This is a genomic window from Anaerostipes amylophilus, assembly GCF_025567365.1.
Lineage (GTDB): Bacteria > Bacillota > Clostridia > Lachnospirales > Lachnospiraceae > Anaerostipes > Anaerostipes amylophilus.
Genome location: NZ_JAOQJG010000003.1, coordinates 28,965 through 51,865, shown reverse-complemented (window position 1 = coordinate 51,865; position 22,901 = coordinate 28,965). Strand labels below are relative to the sequence as shown.

The window sequence follows — 22,901 nt, the reverse complement described above, 5'->3', positions numbered from 1 at the left end:
ATCGTGAAGAAATTTTGTGGACTTATTACAAAAAATGGCTTAAAATCAAGAAATATTGAGTGGAAATTTTTTTAATCTGTGTCAAAAAATCTGCCTTATTTATTGTTTCTTGTGCCAGGATCTTTTCTTTATGGATCATAATATTACCTTTGCTATATTGAATCTCACCAATCTTCTGTCCTTTCTTCACTGGTGCTTTCACAGAATCTATCTTGATCTTTTTCACAATCTTTCCCTTCTGTGTTTTAATATCGATCAGATCAGCAGTCACCTTTTCCTGGCAAGATACCTCTGATCTCTGACCCTTTTGTACTGGAATCCTTCCGATTTCTTTTCTTGTAGTTTCGCTGTGTATCCGCTGGCAGTTTGAAAATCCATAGTCCAAAAGAGTTCTTGCATCTTTGATCCTTGCTTTAGAGCTTTCACACCCCATCACTACCGCAATCATATGAATCTTATTTCTTGTTGCAGTTGCACTTAGACAAAATCCTGCTTTCCCTGTACTTCCAGTCTTCATTCCTGTACATCCATTGTAGTGGCGGATCAGTTTGTTTGTGTTACTTAAACCAAATTCTTTCTCACCTTTTTTCGTTTTATGTATGATCGTATCCATCCAGATCTTTGTATATTTAAAAACTTCTGGATATCTTTGTGCAAGTTCTCTCGTCATCAACGCAATATCATATGCACTTGTCACATGTCCTTTTGCATCAAGCCCGCAGGCATTTTGAAATGTCGTATGTTTCATCCCAAGCTCTCTGGCTTTTTTGTTCATCCTTGATACGAACGCTTCCTCACTTCCGCAGACATGCTCTGCCAATGCAACAACTGCATCATTCGCACTTGAGATCACAACACATTTGATCAATGTTTGTACCTGCTGCTTCTCTCCTGTTTCTAAAAACACCTGAGAGCCGCCCATAGATGCTGCATGTTCACTGACTGTAACCGTATCTGTAAGTTTGATCTTACCTTGCTTTAAGTCTTCAAAAATAAGCAGCAAGGACATTATTTTCGTTACACTAGCTGGTGCAAGTTCTTTATCCTTATCTTTCGCAAATAAGATCTCCTTGCTTTCCTGTTCCATAACTACTGCTGATTTTGCTGAAAGATCAAGTACTGGTGCTGCTGTTTCTAAAAATCTTGCCTCTCTTGCCATGACTGGACAATGAAAGCTTTGAACGAGTATTGCTGCAACGAGCAGTATCACTTTCCATTTCTGCATGCATCCACCTCAAACCTGTTTGTTATAGTTTAGTGGCAGATACTTAGATTTATACATAATTTCTTTGCTGTATATGTTTTTTAAAAAAAGAAAACCAGAAATATCTTCTGATCATATCTCTGATTTTCCTTCATTTATCTTGTTTTCTTACCCCAACGATTCGCAGATCTCAACTTTTTATATTCATCATATGCTTGTTTTAAGATCTCTTTCTCATTAGGAAATTTCAATAAGTGGTAAGCCTCGTGAAATTTGTAATACCCTGAGTCTACAAAAAACTCTTCCTTCTGAGGTTTTGAGTGATAGTTCTCGGATTCCATCAAGTACCAGTGTACACTCTTTATGATCTGTTCATGAAATGAATAGAAAGAATATTCACTTTTCCCTACATACTTGATAATTGATGCGTCCGCGTCTGTCTCTTCCTTTACCTCACGAAGTGCTGTCTGCTCGTGAGTCTCTCCTTGCTCAACAGTACCTTTCGGAAGTACCCAGCCATCATATCGGTTCTTATAACTTTTGTATAACAGCAAAATCTTTCCTCTAAATATTACGACACCACCACAGCTCGTTGCTTTTGTCACCAGTTACAACCTCCTGTCTCTTAAACGATCTTATTCGCCTAAGTATGTGTGTCTTTCTCTGACAAATATTATACATGGATTGTGAACTGATTTCAACTGCTATCTGTTTTACTCTTTTGAAAACATCAATCTAAAAATGCATGAAATACTTTATCTGCGATTGGCGCCGCAACTCGTCCTCCAGAATCTCCACCCTCTACAAGAACACTGACTACGATCTTTTTCCCGCCTCTTTCGGCACATCCGATAAACCATGCGTGGGAATCTTTCGCGCTGTTATATTCTGCTGATCCTGTCTTTCCATATACATTATAGTGTGAAGAATAAGCTCTTGTTCCAGTTCCCTTTGTGACAACTTTTCTCAACATTTTCTTTAATGTCTCACATTCCGATGCCTCTAAAGGTTCTGATAGTTTTGATGCTTTTGTTTCCTTGATCACTCCACCGTCAATATTTTTGACATTCTCTACCAGATATGGCTGCATCACAACTCCATCATTGGCGATCACAGACATGACCATCGCATTTTCAAGTGGTGTGATCAAAGTCTGACCTTGTCCGATCGAAGTGTGTGCCATCTCATTAGTTCCTGATTTCTTATCAAGAACAAAACGACTTCTGTTTGCAAGAAGATTGATCGGAACTTTCGAATTATACATCAGATCTCCTGCAAGACTTGCGAGTTTTCCTTTGTTGATCTCTTCTGACATATGCACAAACGCACAGTTACAGGATTTCTCGATTGCCTGTTCAAGATTCACCGTTCCATGTGCTTCTCCTCCATAACAATGAATCTTTAAAGTTCCAACCGTTGTATATCCAGTACAATGGTATTTGAAATTCTTATATGTGTTTTTATGTTCTCTCATATATTCTAATGCCGTCACAACTTTAAATGTTGATCCTGGCGGATATAATCCTTGCGTTGCACGGTTTAACAACAAAGAATTCTTGCTTGTATTTAATTCTGTCCAGTTTTCTTTGACGTAAGCTGGTCTGTAATCTGGTTTGGATACCATTGCATAGATCTTTCCTGTCTCTGGATCCATCGCAACAACCGCTCCTTTTTGTCCCTGCAAGGCATAATATGCTGCTTTCTGAACTTTGGTATTTAATGTTGTGTATACATTATCCCCTATACTTTTCTCACCTTTTAAGCTGCTTGTGATCTGTGTCATCAAGTTCGCATCCGATTTTAATAGATCAAAATTACATACAGATTCCAGTCCTGACTTTCCTTTATCGTTATATCCTACAACATGTGCAAACATTCTGCCATAAGGATAATCTCTGATTTCTGATCCATTTTCAGTAAGTGTCTGTGCCAGCACTTTTCCATCACTACTGATGATCTTTCCTCGTACTACTTTCTCTGCCATAGACTGTAATCTCCGGTTATGCGCATTCGTGACCACATTTTTACTATCTACCGCAACAAAATGTGCAATATAAGCGATCAATGCCAAAAATGCTACAACAAATATATAAGTAATCTGCAGAATCTGGCGATTTGCTCTTTTTTTCTTTTTCTTCTTTATCTTATTGATTCTTTCGGTTGTTTTGTCTTGTATATTGTTTTTCTGATTCTTGTGCCTTAATATGCTCATATTCTTCTTCCTCGCTATCTGCTAACATATGTAATCCTTGTATGATATTAAAAATGATCAAAGTACTGATCACAGAGGTTCCTCCATAACTTACGAGTGGAATCGTAACTCCAGTGGATGGAATGAATTTTGTCACACCACCGATACTTAAGAATACCTGGAATAAGAAACAAACTCCGAATCCAAGGCATAACAATTTGTTAAACAATTTTCTGCTTCTTGTGGAAATATCCATAAAGAGGATAAAACTGCTCATTAAAACGAAGATCAGGCAGATTCCAAAGATCACACCAAATTCTTCACAGATCACAGAAAAGATAAAGTCTGATTCCCTGACCGGAATATCAAACGGCCGTCCGTTTCCAAGCCCCATTCCAAACCAGCTTCCAGTTCCAATAGCAAATAAGGATTGACAGACCTGAAGTCCTCTTCCTTCGATCATGGAAAACGGATCTTTCCATACCGCTACACGGATCTGTACATGAGTAAAGATCTTATCTGCAATAATAGCAGCCACAGATCCTGCTGCCAAACCGCCAAATAAGTAACTTGCTTTTGCGGTTGCAACATAAAGCATCATCAGATAGATCACAAAATAAAGCAACGCTCCGCCTAAGTCCTTCTCAACAACAAGCACTAATACATAAAATGCTGCAATCACTGTGATCTTTACCAGATCTTTAAATTCCTTTGCCTTAGAAAGCAGTGCTGCAACAAAGAACACAAAGATGATCTTTACAAATTCAGAAGGCTGAAATTTAAGTCCCGCAATGCTGACCCAGTTATACGCCCCATACTTGTTGATGCCAAACACGAATACTGTAGACAACAGTAAAAATCCTGCCCCTGCATAAAGCCATCCAAATTTATTCCAGATCGTGATCTTATGCATCATCAATGGAATAAAACTTGTCACGATCACACTTCCTGCCGCGATCGCAAACTGTTTCATTGCCAGATCAAATGATAATCTTGTTAATATCACAAACCCAACTCCTAACAAAAAACAGGTGTTATTGATCAGCGGTCTTGAACATCTTTTATAGATTCTCGGAAATACGATCATCAAAATCTCGAAAAAGATCACTTGTGCCGCAAAAAAGATCAAGATCTTTAATTCAAATTTCTGCAAAAACAGTACCATGTAACATAAGAACAAAAATACAAACATATAGATGACCTGATTGTCTAACAGGTCTTCCTTTCTATCTCTATTCTTTGGACGAAATACTGTATAACATGACAGTGTATAGATCAGACACATAATGATGATCAGATATTTTGCTATCGTAGTAATAATGTCTATCATATGGTTTTATAAAACTTCCCTCTTTAAATGCCCTGTCGTATATTCTGTGGCAAGAGAAGCTCTTTCCCCTTTCTGTATAGATTTCGCTGCATTTAAAATCTCCTTGACCTGCACCTCATTTTCTCTTGTAATATGAAAACGGATCACGGATGGATGAAGATCATTAAGAATTCCTGCTTCATTTCCAACCCACAATGGTTTTCCATTATAAATCTCATTGATGCAGTCACAACAACTTGTGTGAACGAAGAAGTTTGCATTGTAACGATCCTTTAATGTCAGCCAAGATGGAGTCTTATCACATCCTCGAAGATTATTCTTCACGCATTGTGCAGACACCATCAATGGCTGATAACCATAGAGGAACAGGTCCGCATTCAGAAGTTCTAACTGTTCCATCTCTTTTTTGTTTAATTCCGATGGATACGTCATTCGAATTTGAATACCTGATAATCTTTGATATTCTTTGACAGCCTCTTTGTTATATCCATAAAACATGTAATCCGCGATCATTTCCTTTTGATATCCCTCTTCGATCAACCATGAAAATTCTTCTAAATTGCGTACGAGCAGCCCATCAATTTCATTTGTAAATATAAGATCTTTCTTTGCCTTTAATTCTTCCATCTGACGTTTTCTTGCAATCTGTGGAAGCATCAGATAACACTGTTTTCCTGCAGTCTTTATTTTATTCAGGATAGATTGTGGATCCTCCTGCTGTTTGAGTTCCATCCATGAAAGATAGATCTTCATTACTTCCCTGTCTTCTGTTACAATATCCAGATACTCAAGGTTCTCCATAGAAACTGCAATCTGTATCTTGCTGTCTTCCTGTTCCTGACTGCTTGCTACATCATTTTCTTTGACTGGATCTTCGTAAGTTCTTCTGTATTTTAAAATCTTTGTCTGATCCATCTGTGCAAATGCTTCTTTTCTTAGTTTCTTGAGCACAGAACCTGGTACGAACAAGTTCTCTCCAAGATCAACTTCTAATTCTTCAAATGTATAGTGGGTCTGTCCTGTTTTCTTAAGAAGCTTCTCAATATCTGCTGGCATGGCACCATTTTTCTTCGCTTCTTCGATCACTGGACCAATTACTTCTACGTGATTTTCTCCGTCTTTGAGAATGAGTTTAGCACACTGATCTTTCTGAATTATGATTTTTCCCTTAAGATTTTCTTTCTTTTTTTGCTTTAATCCTTCATCAATCCGTTCGATCATTGGATGATTCAAGGTTCTTTTAATTTCCATGCCTTCATGAAGTTTCTTCATTTTCTGTCCATTTAAAACAACCTTGCTGCCTGCTTTAAATTCAGAGGGACTGGTAAGTTCTACTTTTTCTTCTGAATTGATACGGATCTGCAAAGCATCTCCTTTGTGGATATCTTCTTGGGCCGTAAAAGAAATCTTACCTTTCATAAGCTTGCTGATCTTCCCAACATATAACCCCTGATGATCTGGCCGTTTCATACTCATCATATCTTTTCCATGATATTCTTTATAATATCCGCCAGTAAATCCCCCACGGTTAAATACTTCCATCAAGATTTTCAGATCCTCGGATTCTACTTTATATGGTTTTTCTGAAAGATAAAGATCTACGTATTTGCGGTAGATTCTTGTGACTTCCCCGACATATCTTGGACCTTTCATGCGTCCTTCAATCTTTAAGGAATCCACTCCATGATCTAAAATCTCTGGTAAATGTTCAATGGTACATAAATCTTTCAAACTTAATGGATACGCATTCTTTGTATTCTTTGTCCCGTCAAGATAAAATGGCAGACGGCATGTTCCTGCACATCGCCCACGATTCCCACTTCTTCCACCTAACATACTACTCATAAAACACTGTCCTGAATAGCAGTAGCATAATGCTCCGTGAACAAAACATTCCATGTCAAGTCCTGTATCATCCTTAATCTCCTGAATCTCTTCCAAAGATAATTCCCTTGCTGGAACAACTCGTTTTGCACCCATTTTCTTTGCGATCCTTGCTCCATGAACCCCTGTGATCGTCATCTGGGTGCTCGCATGAATCTCAAGTTTCGGAAAGTGTTTTCGGATCACGGATACAGCTCCCAAATCCTGTACAATCACCGCATCCAGTCCTTGCTCATAAAAAGGTTTTAAAAATCCCGGCAGTAATGGAAGTTCTTCTTCTTTCATCAGAGTATTGACTGTAAGAAATAATTTTTTACCATACAAATGTACGTAATCGATTGCTTCTAATAGTTCTTCCTTATTAAAATTCCCGGCATAAGCTCTGGCTCCAAACATCTCTCCACCTAAATAGACGGCATCCGCTCCATTTAGAATTGCTGCTTTTAGGCATTCCATGGAACCAGCTGGAGCTAATACTTCAATTGGTCTGTTCTTTGTTCTCATCTGTTATCTATCCTCTGGTATTGGTAAATGAAAATGCTCATATGCACTTCTTGTTACAACTCTTCCTCTTGGTGTTCTCTGAATCAATCCGTTCTGGATCAGATATGGCTCATACACATCTTCGATCGTTCCTGAATCTTCTCCAATCGCTGCTGCTAATGTATCAAGTCCGACTGGTCTTCCTTCAAATGTCTCCATCATCGTCTTTAATAAATTTCTATCTGTCTGATCCAGCCCGATCGTATCAACTTCTAAATGATTCAGTGCATCTCTTGCAATCTCTAATGTAATCTGTCCATCGTATTTTACCTGTGCAAAATCTCGCACACGTTTCAATAAACGATTGGCAAGTCTTGGTGTCCCTCTGGATCTTCTTGCAATCTCTAATGCACCCTCTGGATCGATCCCAATCTCTAAGACTTCTGCAGACCGTTCAATGATCGTCTGTAACTCTTCACTGTTATAGAAATTCAAGCGGTTTACAACTCCAAATCGATCTCTTAACGGTGCTGTTAACATTCCAGCTCTTGTCGTTGCCCCGACTAATGTAAATCTTGGCAGTTCCAGCCGGATCGATCTCGCAGCCTGTCCTTTTCCTACTAATATATCAATGGCATAGTCTTCCATTGCTGGATACAGAACTTCTTCTACCTGTCGATTTAAACGGTGAATCTCATCAATAAATAAGACATCTCCTTCCTGCAGATTATTAAGAATTGCCGCGATTTCTCCTGGTTTCTCGATCGCTGGTCCACTTGTTACTTTCAAATGTACACCCATTTCATTTGCTACGATCCCTGCAAGTGTTGTCTTTCCTAATCCTGGGGGACCGTAAAACAGTACATGATCTAAAGATTCTCCTCGACTTTTGGCTGCCTCAATAAAAATTTTTAAATTCTCTTTGACTTTTTCCTGTCCAATGTAATCACTTAACATTTGTGGGCGCAGATGATTTTCAATTTTGATATCTTCTTCCACAAGTTCTGTGGAAATCATTCTGTTTTGCATAATTACCCTCTATCTATATCATAATATTCTTCAATGCTTTTTTAAGAAGTTCTTCTGGGGTGAGATCTTTCGCATCTTCTACCTTGTTAACTGCGATCGCTGCTTCACTTTTTGAATATCCAAGACTTACTAATCCTTCAATCGTGATCATCACAGAATCACTGCTGTCTGCAGATGTATCAAAGATCTCTGCTCCCACACCATCTTCTTCTAATTCTTCAAAGCTTAACTTATCTTTTAATTCTAAGATCAATTTCTTCGCTCCCTTAGGTCCAAATCCCGGGGTCTTAGAAATTGTCTTGACGTCTTCACTGATCACTGCCATCTTAAGTTCATAAACGGACAACGTTGATAATACAGACAATCCTACCTTCGGTCCGATCCCATTGACTCCGATCAGAAGTTCAAATGCTTCTTTTTCTTCTTTTGATAAAAAGCCAAATAAACTGACATCATCTTCTCTTACATGCATATGGGTATAGATCTTGATTTCTTGTCCGATCTTAGGAAAAGATTCTCCTCTCATCGGAACCATCATCTGGTACCCAATCCCATGATTATCCACAACCACCATCCCTGGTGACATATCTTCTAGTATTCCTTTTATATATGAAATCAATTTGGTTTCTCCTTATTCTGTCTTTTTCCATTCGTTTCGTATTATACCTTATCATGTCTTAACAGTCCAGTCTATTGGATCAGAATTCACAAATAATCCGTACGTATGTTCTTATCTTAAATGATCATATGATGGAGTGTCATACTCTGGTTTTCCATTCATTGCAAATCCGATCAAAAGCCGATATAATAAATCTGTGGATATGATTCTTGTTCACAGAAAGGATTTTTATGGAACATAACATACAACAATCTTTATTTTTTGATATAGAAACAACTGGATTGAGTGCTGATATCTCAGCGATTACTGTGATCGGATGCTGTGATATGGATGGAAATGTAACACAATGGTTTAATGAAGACGGACTATCTCAGGAACAGATCTTAACTGATTTTCTTGCATTTATCCAACCTTATAATACACTGATTACATTTAATGGCAAAACCTTTGATCTTCCTTTTTTGACATCGAAGATCAAGGAGTTTAAGATCAATGCATCATTTGATCAGTATGAACATCTTGATCTTTATCAAATTTTAAAACCTTATAAAAATCTGTGGGGATTAAAGAATTTCCGGCAGAAGAATCTGGAAGAATATTTAGGAATTCAACGAACCGACAAACTTTCTGGAAAAAAACTTATCAAAACTTATCAGGATTATCTTGAGAATGGAGAGATCAAGAATAAAGAATCGCTACTTTTACATAACCTCGAAGATCTTATCGGTTTACATAAAATTTATTCGTTGATGTCTTATCCCGCATTGCTTGATAAAGAATTTACTTTATCATCCTATTTTATTGAAAATGATCATTTTGTTGCTCATCTGAATCTTGATATACAGATTCCTGTCAGCTGCAATTACGAAAAGTCTGGCATATCTCTGACTCTTGATCATTCAAATGCTATACTTACATGTCCTTTGGAAAATGGTCATCTAAAACATTACCTCAAAGATTATAAAAATTATTATTACCTCCCTATGGAAGATCTTGTGATCCATAAAAGTATGAAGTCATTTGTGGATACTACGAGTATCATTCGTGCCGATAAAAACAATTGTTATTCAAAATTTACTCCAGGAGATAGCTTCTTATCTGCAAAAACTGATGTTGCCAATTATTGTGCTGACATTATTTATTACATTTTATCTGAAAAATAAAGTAAAAAAACATCCATCTGAACTTTAATTCTCGATGGATGTTTCTATTTTTAATCTCTCCCGATCTTTCGGATTTCACGATGTTGTAAAATTTCTTGTTTTAACACATCTACAGAGCGATTCACTACTAGTTCTTCTGGGAAATTCATCTCTTGTAATAAGACTTCCACATGATCAAATACGCCAACCGCACTTGAAAAATGTGCATCTGTCCCTGCGACTACTGGCACTTTCTTCTCTTTACACATCTGAATCATGATCTGCAGATTCTGCCATGCTCCAACTCTTGATGACAAAGAATCCAAGGAACTGTTATTTATCTCTAATAATGTATGATTTTCTTTTGCCGCATCTACGATCGTTTCATAATCAATCGGTATTCTGCTGTCATCTGGATGACTGATAATATCGATCATTGGATTCTCGATCGCTTTTACATAGGCATTCGTATTTTGCGTGACGGTTCCAACTTCATAACATGGAAGATGGATTCCCGCAATTCGGATATCCAATGTCTTCTCAATAATTTCTTCTTCCATACTTAAAGTTCCATCATGATCGATAATGTTGATCTCAGAGCCAAACATCAGATCAATCCCGTACATCTTCCTTGGAATAATACGCATATTATGGAAATAAATCTCATCGCATGTTCCAGGAATTCCTTGTGCATGTTCTGTGATTCCTAAAAGTTTCAATCCTTTATCTGCCGCTGCTTTTGCCATCTCCTGTACTGTTGAATACGCATGTCCACTGGCTACTGTATGTGTGTGTAAATCTAATGTAAATTTCATTTTTCAAAACCTCGTTTTATCATCCACTTCTGATCTTTATGAAATTCTTGCGATCTGTTCTTTGACCTGTTTTAACATCTGCTGATATTTGGCAAGTTTGTCTTTTTCTTCCTGAACTTTCGCTTCAGGCGCTTTGCTTACGAATCTTTCATTTCCAAGCATTCCTTCGCAACGTTTGATCTCGCCATTTAAACGTTTTTCTTCTTTTGCAAGACGTTCTTTCTCTTTTGCAATGTCAACTAATTCTGCAAATGGCATGTAGATCACAGCTCCTGCGATCACACTTGATACTGCATCGTCTCCGATTCCGTCTTTGTTATCCTGAATGATAACTTCACTTGCATATCCAAGTGTAGCAAAGAAAACTTTCCCTTGTTCAAAAATATCTCTGATCTCCGCATCTTCAGATACCACGTAAACCTGTGCTTTCTTCTTTGGTGATACGTTCATCTCTGCACGAACATTACGGATTCCTCTGACTGCTTCTTTGATCGTCTCTACAGCCTTCTCATCAGCCTTGAAGTTCCATTCTTCTTTGAACTCTGGCCATTTTGCTAACATAATAGATTCTTCATCTGTTAAATTACAATAAATCTCTTCTGTGATAAATGGCATATATGGATGTAACAGTTTTAATGCTTCTGTTAAAACTGTATTTAATGTCCAAAGTGCTGCTGCCTTTGTCTGGTCTTCATCATTGTACAGACGAGGTTTTACCATCTCAATATACCAGTCACAGAATTCTTCCCATAAGAAGTCGTTTAGTTTCTGAACTGCGATACCAAGTTCGTATTTCTCCATGTTGTCTGTAACATCTTTGGCAAGTGTATTTAACTTAGATAAGATCCATTTGTCTGCACTTGTAAGATCTTCTAATGTAACATCAGAGAAATCAGCCTGCTCTAAGTTCATCATAATGAAACGAGATGCATTCCAGATCTTGTTTGCAAAGTTACGACTTGCAATGACACGTTTTTCTGTGTAACGCATATCATTTCCAGGGGCATTTCCTGTGATCAGTGTAAATCTTAAGGCATCTGCACCATACTGTGCAATGACATCCAATGGATTGATACCATTTCCAAGGGATTTACTCATCTTACGTCCCTGTTCATCACGAACTAATCCATGGATCAGTACTGTGTCAAATGGACTCTTTCCTGTCTGTTCGTATCCTGAGAATACCATTCTGACTACCCAGAAGAAGATGATATCATATCCTGTTACCAGTGTATTTGTAGGATAGAAATAATCTAATTCTTTTGTCTTCTCTGGCCATCCGAGTGTTGAGAAAGGCCACAATGCAGAACTGAACCATGTATCCAATGTATCTTCATCCTGTGTGAAATGCTTGCATCCACACTTAGGACATACTTCCGGTGTTTCTCTTGCTACGACAACTTCTCCACATTCATCACAGTAATATGCTGGAATTCTGTGTCCCCACCATAACTGTCTGGAAATACACCAGTCACGGATGTTCTCTAACCAATGAAGATATGTCTTTGTATAACGTTCTGGTACGAATTTCAGATCTCCGTTCTTCACAGCTTCGATCGCTGGTTTTGCGAGTTCTTCCATCTTCACAAACCACTGTGGCTTGATCATAGGCTCAACTGTTGTTCCGCAGCGGTCATGTGTTCCTACGTTATGTTCATGTTCTTTGATCTTAACTAAATATCCCTGTTCTTCCAAGTCAGCAACAATGGCCTTCCTTGCTTCATAGCGATCCATACCTTCGTATTTACCACCATTCTTGTTGATCGTTGCATCGTCATTTAAGATATTGATCTCTGGCAGATCGTGGCGTTTTCCAACTTCAAAGTCATTTGGATCATGTGCTGGTGTGATCTTAACGGCACCTGTTCCAAACTCACGGTCTACATATTCATCTGCTACAACTGGAATCTGACGGTTGCATAATGGCAATTCTAACATCTTACCAACTAAATGTGTATATCTTTCATCATCTGGATGAACTGCAACTGCAGAGTCTCCTAATAATGTCTCTGGACGTGTTGTTGCGATTTCTACATATTCACCTTCGCTTCCAACAACTGGGTATTTAATATGCCAGAAATGCCCTGCCTGATCTTCGTATTCTACTTCCGCATCAGAGATAGATGTCTGGCAGACCGGACACCAGTTGATGATTCTTGATCCACGGTAAATATAACCTTTTTCATATAATTTAATGAAAACTTCTTTGACTGCTTCAGAACATCCTTCATCCATCGTGAATCTCTCACGATCCCAGTCACAGGAAGATCCAAGTTTCTTCATCTGTTCGATGATCGTTCCACCATATTCTTCTTTCCAATCCCAGGCACGTTCTAAGAACTTCTCTCTTCCAAGATCTTCTTTCTCGATTCCTTCTTCTTTCAGTGCATTGATGATCTTTACTTCTGTCGCAATACTTGCATGGTCTGTTCCTGGTATCCATAATGCATTATATCCCTGCATCTTCTTAAATCGGATCAGAATGTCCTGAAGTGTCTCATCTAACGCATGTCCCATATGAAGCTTTCCTGTGATATTTGGAGGTGGAATCACGATCGTATATGGTTGTTTTGTCTCATCTACTTCTGCATGGAAATACTTGTTATCCAGCCATTTCTGATACAGGCGTTCTTCAATCGCACCTGGATCATAGGTTTTTTCTAGTTCTTTCTTCATCTCTAAACTCCTTCTATAGTTTCGGAATCTGCTTGTTCACCGATTCCTTCTAAAATCTGCTCATGACGAATCAATTCCTTGCTACATATATCTTTTCTCTGATTCAATGCATTCAGATAATCCCTTCGTTTGATCAGATTATATAAAACCTTTGGATGATACATCCAGAATCCAGATGTCTTCCATTGGTTCTTGTCTAATAATTGTTCCAGATCAGCGGACGCTTCAATGATTGCATCGCTAAATCTTAATCTGGCTGACACTTTACCACAAAAATCAAATAATTTCCACTGTTCTGGGGAAATATATGAAAATACGTTCTCAAATTTCTCATAGTAGAATTTAAGATCATTTCCAATCTCTCTTTTATCATCTTCCAGCCGTTTTCCTGTATGACCTTTGTGAGTAACCATCATCTCTAACAGCTTTAACTGGTCAGAAACTTTCTTGTGTGATTGAAATAAGATTAGTAGGAATAATACCACGATCACGCCCGCACACGCAAGCTGCCATGCATACTGCTTGACTGGCACTGTGAAATGATACAGATAAAATCCTGTCACACAAACTGCCGCAACAGCCATCAGGCAAAAAGAAATCAATATTGCTTTCTTATTCTTCTTCTTTTCATAAACTGCCACAATCCTGCCATCCATGGAAATCTCTTCTTCATTGGCACGTGCAAGTTCTTTCTCCAGCTGTTTTTGTTCTCCTTCCAGCGAATTAATGGAATTGATCCCTGTTTTTAATTCTTCTTCGCGTTCCCAAAGATCAAAGAACTCATCATCACTGACTCGTCCCTCACAGACATCATAAAATTCTCTTGCAAATGCCCGGTAATAGGCTCTTGCTTTCTCTTCCACTTCTCCTTTTGCATCAAAATCTTTCTGATCAAGTTTCTTAAGATCACTGATCTGTTCATCAATCTTATCAATCTCTGATTCATACAATTTTACAAAACGTTTTTCTATGATGATTTCGCCATCATTTAACAGGTCATTAGATAATCTCTGCTTTGTATTCATCTTTCCACTTCCCTAACGTTGTTTTTACTAACCGGCGGGTCATGCTTTTATCTGCCTTCTTTCTATGATAATCTATTTTCGCCAGTTTATCAAACTGTTCTTTCTCAAAAATCTCTTTTTCACATTCTTTGAGGTTTTCATATATGGTTTTGCAGTGTTCCTCGTCAAAAGAAACTGCTTTTCCATCTTCGATAAAGCTTTTTTCATCCCCGCTTAGATAAGATATCATAAAATACGCTTCCTGAATCTGTTTTTCTGGTTTTAGCATCAATGCTTTGCGAAAAGATTCTTTTGCCTCATCAAAACAAAACATTCTACTCTGGCATAATCCCATGTGATACCATACATGCATCTGTTCATTTGGATTTAATTTTCCTGAGACCATCTCTAATTTCTGATAAGATGTTAGTGCCATCAGATATAAATGATGTTTCAGGTACATATCTGCCAGAAGCTTTTGTTTCTTTGCAGCGGAATATAAGTAAGTTGTCCTTATCTTCTGCTGAAACTGAATCTTTTCATCTGCTGTAAAATAATTCTGAAAATTTATGATTTCTTTTACCTGCTGGACTGCATCTTCACTCTTAATCTCCAGATTCAGATATTCTTTTAAATAATTTTTTAATGAACGATCAATCCCCTCACTTAAAAAGAAGATCAGATAATGTTCCAACAGCCAGCAAAGTTCTTCATAACTTTGAAAACTTCGATTGATCTTATGGATCGTATACGCTGTTTTTGCAGGTTTTGTTTCACACAAAACAATCTTACTCATTATAATCACCTCTTTCCAGATAAATGATCTGCTGCCATGTCTGATAACTTGCCGGTCTTATCTTTCCAAATCCAAGATCTGTGATCTTGATCTTGCACTGATCTGCTTTTATGTATTCTCCCTGTATCTTTAATTTATACACAATATCTGCATCCTTTTTCATTCCATCAAGCGGCATACGGATAGATGCTTTTTTCATTCCAGAACGATTTCTTACTTCAAAGCTTAAGCCATTGATTCCAGATACAAAGATTTCCATCTCACCTCTGCTCTCTTCCCATGGTTTTCCCTCCATGATCAGTGGGCAGAACATATCCCTGCCATGATGATGAACAACCAGACCAATCTGACTGATCGTTGTATGATTTACGGTTGCCGGAACTTTTTGTTCTCCTTGTCTGTTTGCACACAAATACGCCGCTCCAGATGCAAAGAGATGTTTTCCCATAAACACTCGTCTTCCGATACAAAGAGCATTGGTTGACTGACTAAACCAGTTTCCATCAAATCCTTCTCCACATAAATAGATCGTCGTTGTAATTCCTCTGGCCAATGCCTGTTTGATGATCGTTAAAAATGCTGCATCTTTTTCCTGGTCTGTAACAGCATGTTTGATCTGTTCTGTGTAGTCTTTTGCTTCCACGATCACTGAATCTTTTTGTTTCTTTACTTCATAATATACAAAATGTTTTCTTGTGTAGTCAAAAATTCCTGTGTTTCCTTTTGCCAAATTGTCTCCTCGAAATAACACAACCCCAAGTGCTGCTTCTTCTTTTGTAAAGAAGTTTACCTGTCCTTGCTGCAATCCAGATCTAATGCATTGTTCTTCTGCATCCTTTACGATCTTTCCTGTTGCATCATCAAAAACAACTGCGATTTTTCCTTCTTCCTGTGCCTTGGCAGTCTGAATCACAAATTCTACTCTCGATCTTCCATAGGAAACAGGCTCTTCTTCTTTAATTTTTCCATGATCAGATACACATATATATGCCTGATCTCCTTCAAAATGTATCGCTGTCTGCATATTTTATTCCTCTGTCATTGGTTTTACCATCTGTGTCATCATTGTTTTTACTGCATAACGTTCCATCATTTTCTGAACATCTTCATCCTGCTGATGAATTAAAAGTTCATTTAATTCATAAAATCTGCTGCCTTTGCTGTATTTCATATGGTCTGATATGATCACATCTTCTCTGTATCTTCTTAACTCTCCTGATACACTAACATAGCAGTCTGACAGCTCATGATAAAAGACTGCCAGGGACAAAACATAATATCCAGGGAGTAACTCATTCATTGGCTCTTCAATCCAATGCCCATTGTCACTGTCCATATAATGAAATACTACATTGGCACTGCTCTTTGCATAAAACTGTACAAATGTTTCAGCACAAAGATATTTTGGCAGTGAGATCACATCAACATATTCAAATAGTACAGGCAGAATATGATCTCTCCTGATGATCTGATAGTCTTTGATCTTTTCAATACGTTTTAAACTTCGCTCAGATAATTGTTCTTTCTTATCTTTGTAGTAATCAAGATACAATTGCTGGTACATCCAGTCCATCTTCCCATGATCAATCTTCTCTCCGATCAATTCGTAAAATTTCTCTGGAAGTTCTTGCTTATTATCATATGCATAATTTACATATTCCACCAACATTGCATTGATCAGACCTTTGTCTGTTTCTGACTGGTTTAAGTATTCTTCAAACACTTTAAATTCAGTTCCATCCACGCCATCTGCAATACATGCTCTTAGCACACTCTCCACAAATACTCTGTCATACATACTGACTTTCTGTCCTGCATCAAATACAGCTAACATCTCTTCTTTTGTTCCATGGAAGTATTTTTGCAGATACTTGATCACTTCGTTATTTTCATTGCCTAACTCAAAAGATTCCATACACATTTCTACCAAAAGATCTGACCGTCTGTTACTCAATGTTGTAAGTGCATACAAACAGATCTCTTTTAACTGATCTTTGTCAAGAAATTGATATCCGTACTGTCCAATTCCTTTCAGTGCATCCTCATACAGTCCTGCAGCAATAAAATATCCAATCATGTGTCTTCTGTTCTCATCTTTTAAATTCTTCCATTCGACATAAGACAATGCATTCTGCAATTCTTTCTGCAATTCATGTGCTTTATAATACTCAAGAACTTTCTCAAACAATTCCTGCTCATAATCAACATCTAAGTTTCTGCTTTTTAATGCATATAGCACAACTGGGAAATCTTCTTCTTTAAGCTTTTCTCTTATTCCAAATCCTGCTGCTTTATACATAACATAATGTGGATTATTTCCATCCGCACTCTCACAATACATCTCCATCTGTTCTCTTGTAAAAACTGGTTTTAACTGATACGCAACGGATCCAATATAACGATTTCCTTCATTGTCAAAGAAAATAAATGCTGCATTCTGGTCAAAGATTTCTACATAGCGGTTAGGCTCTGACAGATAGCAGACGTCCAGATTTTTCTTCCACTCCTGACTGATCTCTGCTTTCTGAATAAATTCATTATCACATATCAGCTTCTGTACAAACACAACATTTCCAAGATTTTGTCTGGACACCTCATTCTGAAGAAGTTCCTCATAATAATAACGATACAGTAAAATAAGATCTTCGTTGATCTGTCCTTTTTGCAGTTCTTCTCTTAAAAATGTACGAATCAGTTCTTCATAATTCGGAAAGATCTTATGATAGTTGCGTCTGTTATGTACTACATTGGCAAACAGGCGGCTTTGTTCTTCTGCCCCAAGACTCATGCTGTATGTAAAATACATAAGAATCTCTTCTGGCAGTAATGGGTACTCTCCTTTGGGAATCGTTCTTAAAAATGCTTCCTGTAATCCAATCAGCTGTACACCTCGCTGCAATGCTTCCTCATAGTATGGATGGCAGTCTTCATCCATACAGTTTCCCTGAATCATCATGGCACAAATTGCCTGCAGCACATCTGTCTGTGGATATTCTTTATATATACACATAAATAACCATAAGATTTCTTCTGAAAATATCTTATTTCTTGAAACAAGAAAGCATAACTTTCCAATCAATCTTGTATTTAAAATCTTCTCCTGTGCACCGAATTCCAGTACCCATAATTCATAAGAATCTATACATGTTAATAATTGTTCATCTTCCCCTAAAATACAGCAGCCTTCAAAACGAAGCAGAGGGTTTTGACATCCCTCCTGATATAATTCTTTGATCTGTTTCATTCGAAGTGCTGAATCTTTCATCAAATCTTCACTTAAATTCATAAGAAACCAGAACAAATATCCTTTAACATTGATATCATCGCTGTTTTCATAGAGAATTTTCATCTCTTCTCTGGCTTCATCTATCGTATCATCTTCTTTATCGTAACATGCCTGCAGATACCAGACATATCCCTGACAGATTTCAAGCGATTCCTTCTTTGCATCTTCCGGAATGTGCTCTTTTAGATCTTCCTTGCCACAAAGAATATCCAAATGAAGTTTCATAAGATCATAAATCCGATTTCTTACCGGATGATCTGGCATCTTATCAAGTACAGATCTTGCACGTTCAGCAAACTGCTCCAAGCGAATCCTTCCACTGCAAAAATCAATGTATAATTCATAAAGTTTCTTTTGTCTAAACTCTTCTTCCTTTTTTCTTTCACTTTTTTCTTCTTTGTATATCACTTCAATCTCGATCGTCTGATAGACAGTCTGCACGATTAAATGGTCTCTGTCTCCATCTCGTGGTATTGTTTTAAGATCCACATAAATAGCCATCTGTCCATCTTCAAAATCTTCAGCATGAAATGTATCTTTGTGAAGAGTGATAAACTTTCCTTCTGTCTTAACTCTTCCTGCAATGTATCCCCATCCATCCTTCCTTATCGTAATTTCCAGCGGTTCATCTAAATTTGCAATTGTTGCATGATACATTGTTTTTGTTACATCAAGCAATACTGGTGATTTCTGGTCTGTACTTAGTAAAAATTCTTCTAAGATCTGATCTCTGTTTCTTCCCAACAGCAGCTGATGATATAGTTGTTTTTCTTTTTGTTTATCTTTCAGAAATTCTTCCTTAAATGCTTCAGAAAAAAAGAGCGTTTTAGCTCTTTGATGATCTTCCTTCGCAATACTTGTAAACTTTTCTAATGATTCTGACATATTCTTATTCTGCTCCTTGCCAACCAAAAGATTTTGTGGGTATAATAATACATAATTTCAATTAGTATTCATTATACCAAATTTCGACACAATATTAAAGGAAAAGAGGAATTACCATGTCAGAAAAAAAACAAGAATTTCACGGAAGTGATCTTGAGAAAGTCGAAGCTTATTATGGAATCAAAAAAGAGACGATCATTCCTTTTGCAGGAAATGTCAATCCTCTAGGAATTTCACCTTTATTGAAGAAAAGCATGGCATCTCATATTGAATGTATCAGCGAGTATCCTGACCGTGATTACAAGGAACTTCGTTCTACCCTTTCACTATACTGTAATGTCCCAATGGAACATATCATTGTTGGAAATGGTGCAACCGAGATGATCAGTCTTACAATGCAACTATTACGTCCAAAACACGCACTGCTTCTATCTCCTACATATTCCGAATATACACGAGAGATCGATCTTGTTGGTGGTCATGTAGAAGAATATTATCTAAGAGAAGATCTTGATTTTCAATTAGATCTTGATGATCTTTTTGCAAAACTCGATGACAGTGTTGATCTTCTTGCAATATGTAATCCGAATAATCCAACCTCTAGTGCTCTGAATACGGAGGAAATTTCAAAAATCCTTGCACATTGTAAAAAACATAATATCTTTGTTATGATTGATGAAACTTATGTAGAATTTGCCCCCGATATCCAAAAGATCTCAGCGGTTTCTCTCACTACAAAATTTGATAATTTCATGGTTCTTCGCGGAACTTCCAAATTCTTCTGTGCTCCAGGACTTCGTCTTGGTTACGGAATCTGTGGAAACCTTTCTTTCCTTGAACGTATGAACAGCATCAAAAATCCATGGACGATCAACACACTGGCTGCCCTTGCCGGAGAAGCAATGTTTATGGATAAGGATTATATCAAAATGACGAAAGATTATATTGATTCTGAGCGTTCCCGCTGTATGAATATTTTATCCAAACGTCCTAATCTTAAGGTTTTTAAGGCTTATGCAAACTTTATTCTTGTAAAACTTTTAGATGGAACTACTTCTTTTGAAATGTTTGAACGATGTATCAAAGAAGGTCTGATGATCCGCGACTGTGCGAGTTTTCATGGACTTGATGGTGAATTTATTCGTTTCTGTATTCAGAAAAAAGAAGATAATGATCGTTTATTAGCATTATTAAAATAAAATATTTATTTTATATAAAACTAAAAAAGTTCCGGTAATGAATCTGTTTATCCATTATCGGAACTTTTTATTTTCTTGTTATTATTTTACTGCAATAACTTCAATCTCGATCAGTGCTCCTTTTGGAAGAGCTCCTGCCTGTACACATGATCTTGCTGGTTTGTTATCTCCAAAAGCTTCTTCATAAATTCCATTGATCTCTGCGAAATCATTGATATCTGCTAAGAATACTGTTGTTTTGATAACATTGTCTAATGTAAGATCAGATGCTTTTAATACTGCTGTTAAATTTGCTAACACCTGTTTTGTCTGTTCAGCGACACCTTCTTTTAACTCCTGTGTCTGTGGATCTAAACCAATCTGTCCGGATGTAAACACAAAATCTCCTGCTTCTACTGCATGGCAGTATGGTCCAACAGCTGCTGGTGCATTCTGTGCATTAATGATCTTTGTATCCATGATAGTATTTCCTGCCTTTCTTCATCTGTTACTTGATCCGTTTGATTGATGGGTAATATCGAAACCACGCTTTTCCTAAGATCTCGTCTCTGGAAACATAGTGTATATCCCATTCTCTCGCATCATTTGAATTATTCCGATTATCTCCCATAACAAAATATCCATTCTTCGGCACTGTATATGGTCCAAAATCTTCTACTGGTTCTTCTTTGATATATGGTTCACTAAGTGGTTTACTGCTTCCGTTAATGTAGACTTTACCATCTTTAACCTGCACAGTCTCTCCTGGAAGAGCGATCACACGTTTAATATACCATTCCCTTTCATCCTCTGGATACTTGAAGATAATAATATCTCCCCTTTTCGGATCTTTAAACCAGTAAGAGGTCCTAAGAGCAATCAGCTTGTCATTCGTCATGATCGTATTCTCCATCGAACCACTTGGAATATTGGCGTTGATAATTACAAAATTCAAGATAAATTCTGTGAGAAGAATGGTCACCACAATACAGATCACCCAGCTTAAAGCTTCTCTCTTAAAGCCTTTCTTCTCTTCTTTATCTGCTTTCTCTCTGCTCATATTGGCTGTCCTTAAAATTTAGTCCTCAAAACCACGTCTGATGATATCATGTCTTTCTGGTCCGTTGGATACTAATGTGATCGGATATCCAATCTTCTCTTCTACAAACTCGATGTACTTACGGCAGTTCTCTGGAAGATCTTCGTAGTTCTTGATTCCACGGATATCAGATTTCCATCCTGGAAGTACTTCTAAAACTGGTTTTGCTTTCTCAAGTTTTCCTGTTGTTGGGAAGTCTGTTGTTACTTCTCCGTCAATTTCATATCCTACGCATACTGGAATCTCGTCTAAATATCCAAGTACATCTAATACTGTAAAGGCAACATCTGTTGTTCCCTGCATACGGCATCCGTATTTAGTAGCTACAGCATCAAACCATCCCATTCTTCTTGGACGTCCTGTTGTTGCTCCAAATTCTCCACCATCTCCACCACGACGGCGAAGTTCATCTGCTTCATCTCCAAAGATCTCACTTACGAAAGCCCCAGCTCCTACGGCACTTGAGTATGCTTTTACAACTGTTACAACTTTCTTGATCTCATATGGAGGAATTCCTGCTCCGATCGCACCATATCCTGCTAATGTAGAAGATGATGTAACCATTGGATAGATTCCATGGTCAGGGTCTTTTAGTGATCCTAACTGTCCTTCTAATAAGATATTCTTTCCTTCTTTGATCGCTTCGTGTAAAAACAATGATGTATCACATACATAAGGTGCTACCATCTCTTTGTATTCCATTAATGTATTGTATAATTCATCTGGATCAAGAAGTGGTTTGTGATATAAATGCTCTAACATAACATTCTTTTTCTCACATACTGATTTTACTTTTTCTCTTAACACTTCTTCTTCATCGAATAATTCACTTACCTGGAATCCGATCTTTGCGTATTTGTCTGAATAAAATGGTGCGATACCGGATTTTGTTGATCCAAATGAGTTCTTTCCAAGACGTTCTTCTTCATACTGATCGAATAAAATGTGATAAGGCATTACCATCTGCGCACGATCTGATACTAAGATCTTAGGCTTAGGAACCCCCTGGCTTACAATTTCTTCAATCTCTTTAAATAATACAGGGATATTTAATGCCACACCATTACCGATCACACTTGTTGTATGGTTGTAGAATACCCCAGATGGTAATGTATGCAACGCAAACTTACCGTAATCATTGATGATCGTATGACCAGCATTTGCTCCTCCCTGGAAACGAACGATAATATCGGATGTTTCACCTAACATGTCTGTAATCTTACCTTTTCCTTCGTCTCCCCAATTGGCTCCAACGACTGCTTTTACCATATGTGTATCCT

The 22,901-nt window shown here is 37.5% G+C and carries 18 protein-coding genes; 2 read left to right on the top strand and 16 right to left on the bottom strand.

The window, feature by feature from the left end:
- Positions 1 to 25: 25 nt before the first annotated feature.
- The 7 genes from OCV53_RS04705 to ruvA all read right to left on the bottom strand — a co-directional run bounded on the left by OCV53_RS04705 (position 26) and on the right by ruvA (position 8,740).
- Positions 26 to 1,225: a D-alanyl-D-alanine carboxypeptidase family protein gene (locus OCV53_RS04705; RefSeq protein ID WP_055196812.1), complete on the bottom strand. Its 1,200-nt coding sequence runs from the start codon at positions 1,223 to 1,225 to the stop codon at positions 26 to 28.
- Between the two features lie 134 nt (positions 1,226 to 1,359).
- Positions 1,360 to 1,809, bottom strand: a complete 450-nt coding sequence (locus OCV53_RS04700) for an NUDIX hydrolase (RefSeq protein ID WP_008392597.1) — start codon at positions 1,807 to 1,809, stop codon at positions 1,360 to 1,362.
- Between the two features lie 125 nt (positions 1,810 to 1,934).
- Positions 1,935 to 3,416 carry a peptidoglycan D,D-transpeptidase FtsI family protein gene (locus OCV53_RS04695; protein WP_055196810.1) on the bottom strand — a complete coding sequence of 494 codons (1,482 nt, stop codon included), beginning with the start codon at positions 3,414 to 3,416 and terminating at the stop codon, positions 1,935 to 1,937.
- Positions 3,349 to 4,725 carry an FtsW/RodA/SpoVE family cell cycle protein gene (locus OCV53_RS04690; RefSeq protein ID WP_055196808.1) on the bottom strand — a complete coding sequence of 459 codons (1,377 nt, stop codon included), beginning with the start codon at positions 4,723 to 4,725 and terminating at the stop codon, positions 3,349 to 3,351. Before OCV53_RS04690 ends, OCV53_RS04695 begins: the two co-directional genes overlap by 68 nt.
- Before the next feature lie 6 nt (positions 4,726 to 4,731).
- The gene (locus tag OCV53_RS04685; protein WP_055196806.1) at positions 4,732 to 7,113 is read right to left on the bottom strand and encodes a U32 family peptidase; all 2,382 of its coding nucleotides are present in this window, start codon (positions 7,111 to 7,113) and stop codon (positions 4,732 to 4,734) included.
- A 3-nt stretch (positions 7,114 to 7,116) separates the two neighbouring features.
- Positions 7,117 to 8,121 carry a Holliday junction branch migration DNA helicase RuvB gene (gene ruvB / locus OCV53_RS04680; protein WP_008392602.1) on the bottom strand — a complete coding sequence of 335 codons (1,005 nt, stop codon included), beginning with the start codon at positions 8,119 to 8,121 and terminating at the stop codon, positions 7,117 to 7,119.
- Between the two features lie 13 nt (positions 8,122 to 8,134).
- Positions 8,135 to 8,740, bottom strand: a complete 606-nt coding sequence (ruvA, locus tag OCV53_RS04675) for a Holliday junction branch migration protein RuvA (RefSeq protein WP_081019991.1) — start codon at positions 8,738 to 8,740, stop codon at positions 8,135 to 8,137.
- A 230-nt stretch (positions 8,741 to 8,970) separates the two neighbouring features.
- On the opposite strand from ruvA, the gene OCV53_RS04670 reads away from it, so the two are divergent.
- On the top strand, positions 8,971 to 9,903 hold the full coding sequence (locus OCV53_RS04670; protein ID WP_055196805.1) for a ribonuclease H-like domain-containing protein: 933 nt from the start codon (positions 8,971 to 8,973) through the stop codon (positions 9,901 to 9,903).
- A gap of 50 nt (positions 9,904 to 9,953) precedes the next feature.
- On the opposite strand, the gene OCV53_RS04665 is transcribed toward OCV53_RS04670, so the two are convergent.
- Genes OCV53_RS04665 through OCV53_RS04640 form a run of 6 tightly spaced genes read right to left on the bottom strand, consistent with a single transcriptional unit; the run spans position 9,954 to position 19,344 of the window.
- Positions 9,954 to 10,697: a phosphatase gene (locus tag OCV53_RS04665; RefSeq protein WP_055196803.1), complete on the bottom strand. Its 744-nt coding sequence runs from the start codon at positions 10,695 to 10,697 to the stop codon at positions 9,954 to 9,956.
- A gap of 36 nt (positions 10,698 to 10,733) precedes the next feature.
- Entirely contained in the window at positions 10,734 to 13,373 is a 2,640-nt protein-coding gene (locus OCV53_RS04660) for a valine--tRNA ligase (protein WP_022374847.1), read from the bottom strand.
- 2 nt (positions 13,374 to 13,375) lie between these two features.
- The gene (locus tag OCV53_RS04655; protein ID WP_055196801.1) at positions 13,376 to 14,398 is read right to left on the bottom strand and encodes a hypothetical protein; all 1,023 of its coding nucleotides are present in this window, start codon (positions 14,396 to 14,398) and stop codon (positions 13,376 to 13,378) included.
- Positions 14,373 to 15,173, bottom strand: coding sequence for a tetratricopeptide repeat protein (locus OCV53_RS04650; RefSeq protein WP_055196798.1), 801 nt, complete (start codon positions 15,171 to 15,173; stop codon positions 14,373 to 14,375). The genes OCV53_RS04655 and OCV53_RS04650 overlap by 26 nt, the downstream gene beginning before the upstream one ends.
- Entirely contained in the window at positions 15,166 to 16,197 is a 1,032-nt protein-coding gene (locus OCV53_RS04645; RefSeq protein ID WP_055196796.1) for a DUF5716 family protein, read from the bottom strand. Before OCV53_RS04645 ends, OCV53_RS04650 begins: the two co-directional genes overlap by 8 nt.
- A gap of 3 nt (positions 16,198 to 16,200) precedes the next feature.
- Positions 16,201 to 19,344 carry a DUF5717 family protein gene (locus OCV53_RS04640; RefSeq protein ID WP_055196794.1) on the bottom strand — a complete coding sequence of 1,048 codons (3,144 nt, stop codon included), beginning with the start codon at positions 19,342 to 19,344 and terminating at the stop codon, positions 16,201 to 16,203.
- 116 nt (positions 19,345 to 19,460) lie between these two features.
- Between OCV53_RS04640 and OCV53_RS04635 the strand changes: the two genes are divergently transcribed.
- A complete protein-coding gene (locus tag OCV53_RS04635; protein WP_055196792.1) occupies positions 19,461 to 20,543 on the top strand; it encodes a pyridoxal phosphate-dependent aminotransferase in 1,083 nt (360 codons plus the stop codon).
- An 81-nt stretch (positions 20,544 to 20,624) separates the two neighbouring features.
- Here OCV53_RS04635 and OCV53_RS04630 read toward each other — a convergent pair whose 3' ends face one another.
- Genes OCV53_RS04630 through OCV53_RS04620 form a run of 3 tightly spaced genes read right to left on the bottom strand, consistent with a single transcriptional unit; the run spans position 20,625 to position 22,890 of the window.
- Positions 20,625 to 21,002, bottom strand: a complete 378-nt coding sequence (locus OCV53_RS04630) for a RidA family protein (protein ID WP_022374841.1) — start codon at positions 21,000 to 21,002, stop codon at positions 20,625 to 20,627.
- 28 nt (positions 21,003 to 21,030) lie between these two features.
- A complete protein-coding gene (lepB, locus tag OCV53_RS04625) occupies positions 21,031 to 21,582 on the bottom strand; it encodes a signal peptidase I (protein WP_055196790.1) in 552 nt (183 codons plus the stop codon).
- Between the two features lie 18 nt (positions 21,583 to 21,600).
- On the bottom strand, positions 21,601 to 22,890 hold the full coding sequence (locus tag OCV53_RS04620) for an adenylosuccinate synthase (protein ID WP_055196789.1): 1,290 nt from the start codon (positions 22,888 to 22,890) through the stop codon (positions 21,601 to 21,603).
- Positions 22,891 to 22,901 lie beyond the last annotated feature (11 nt).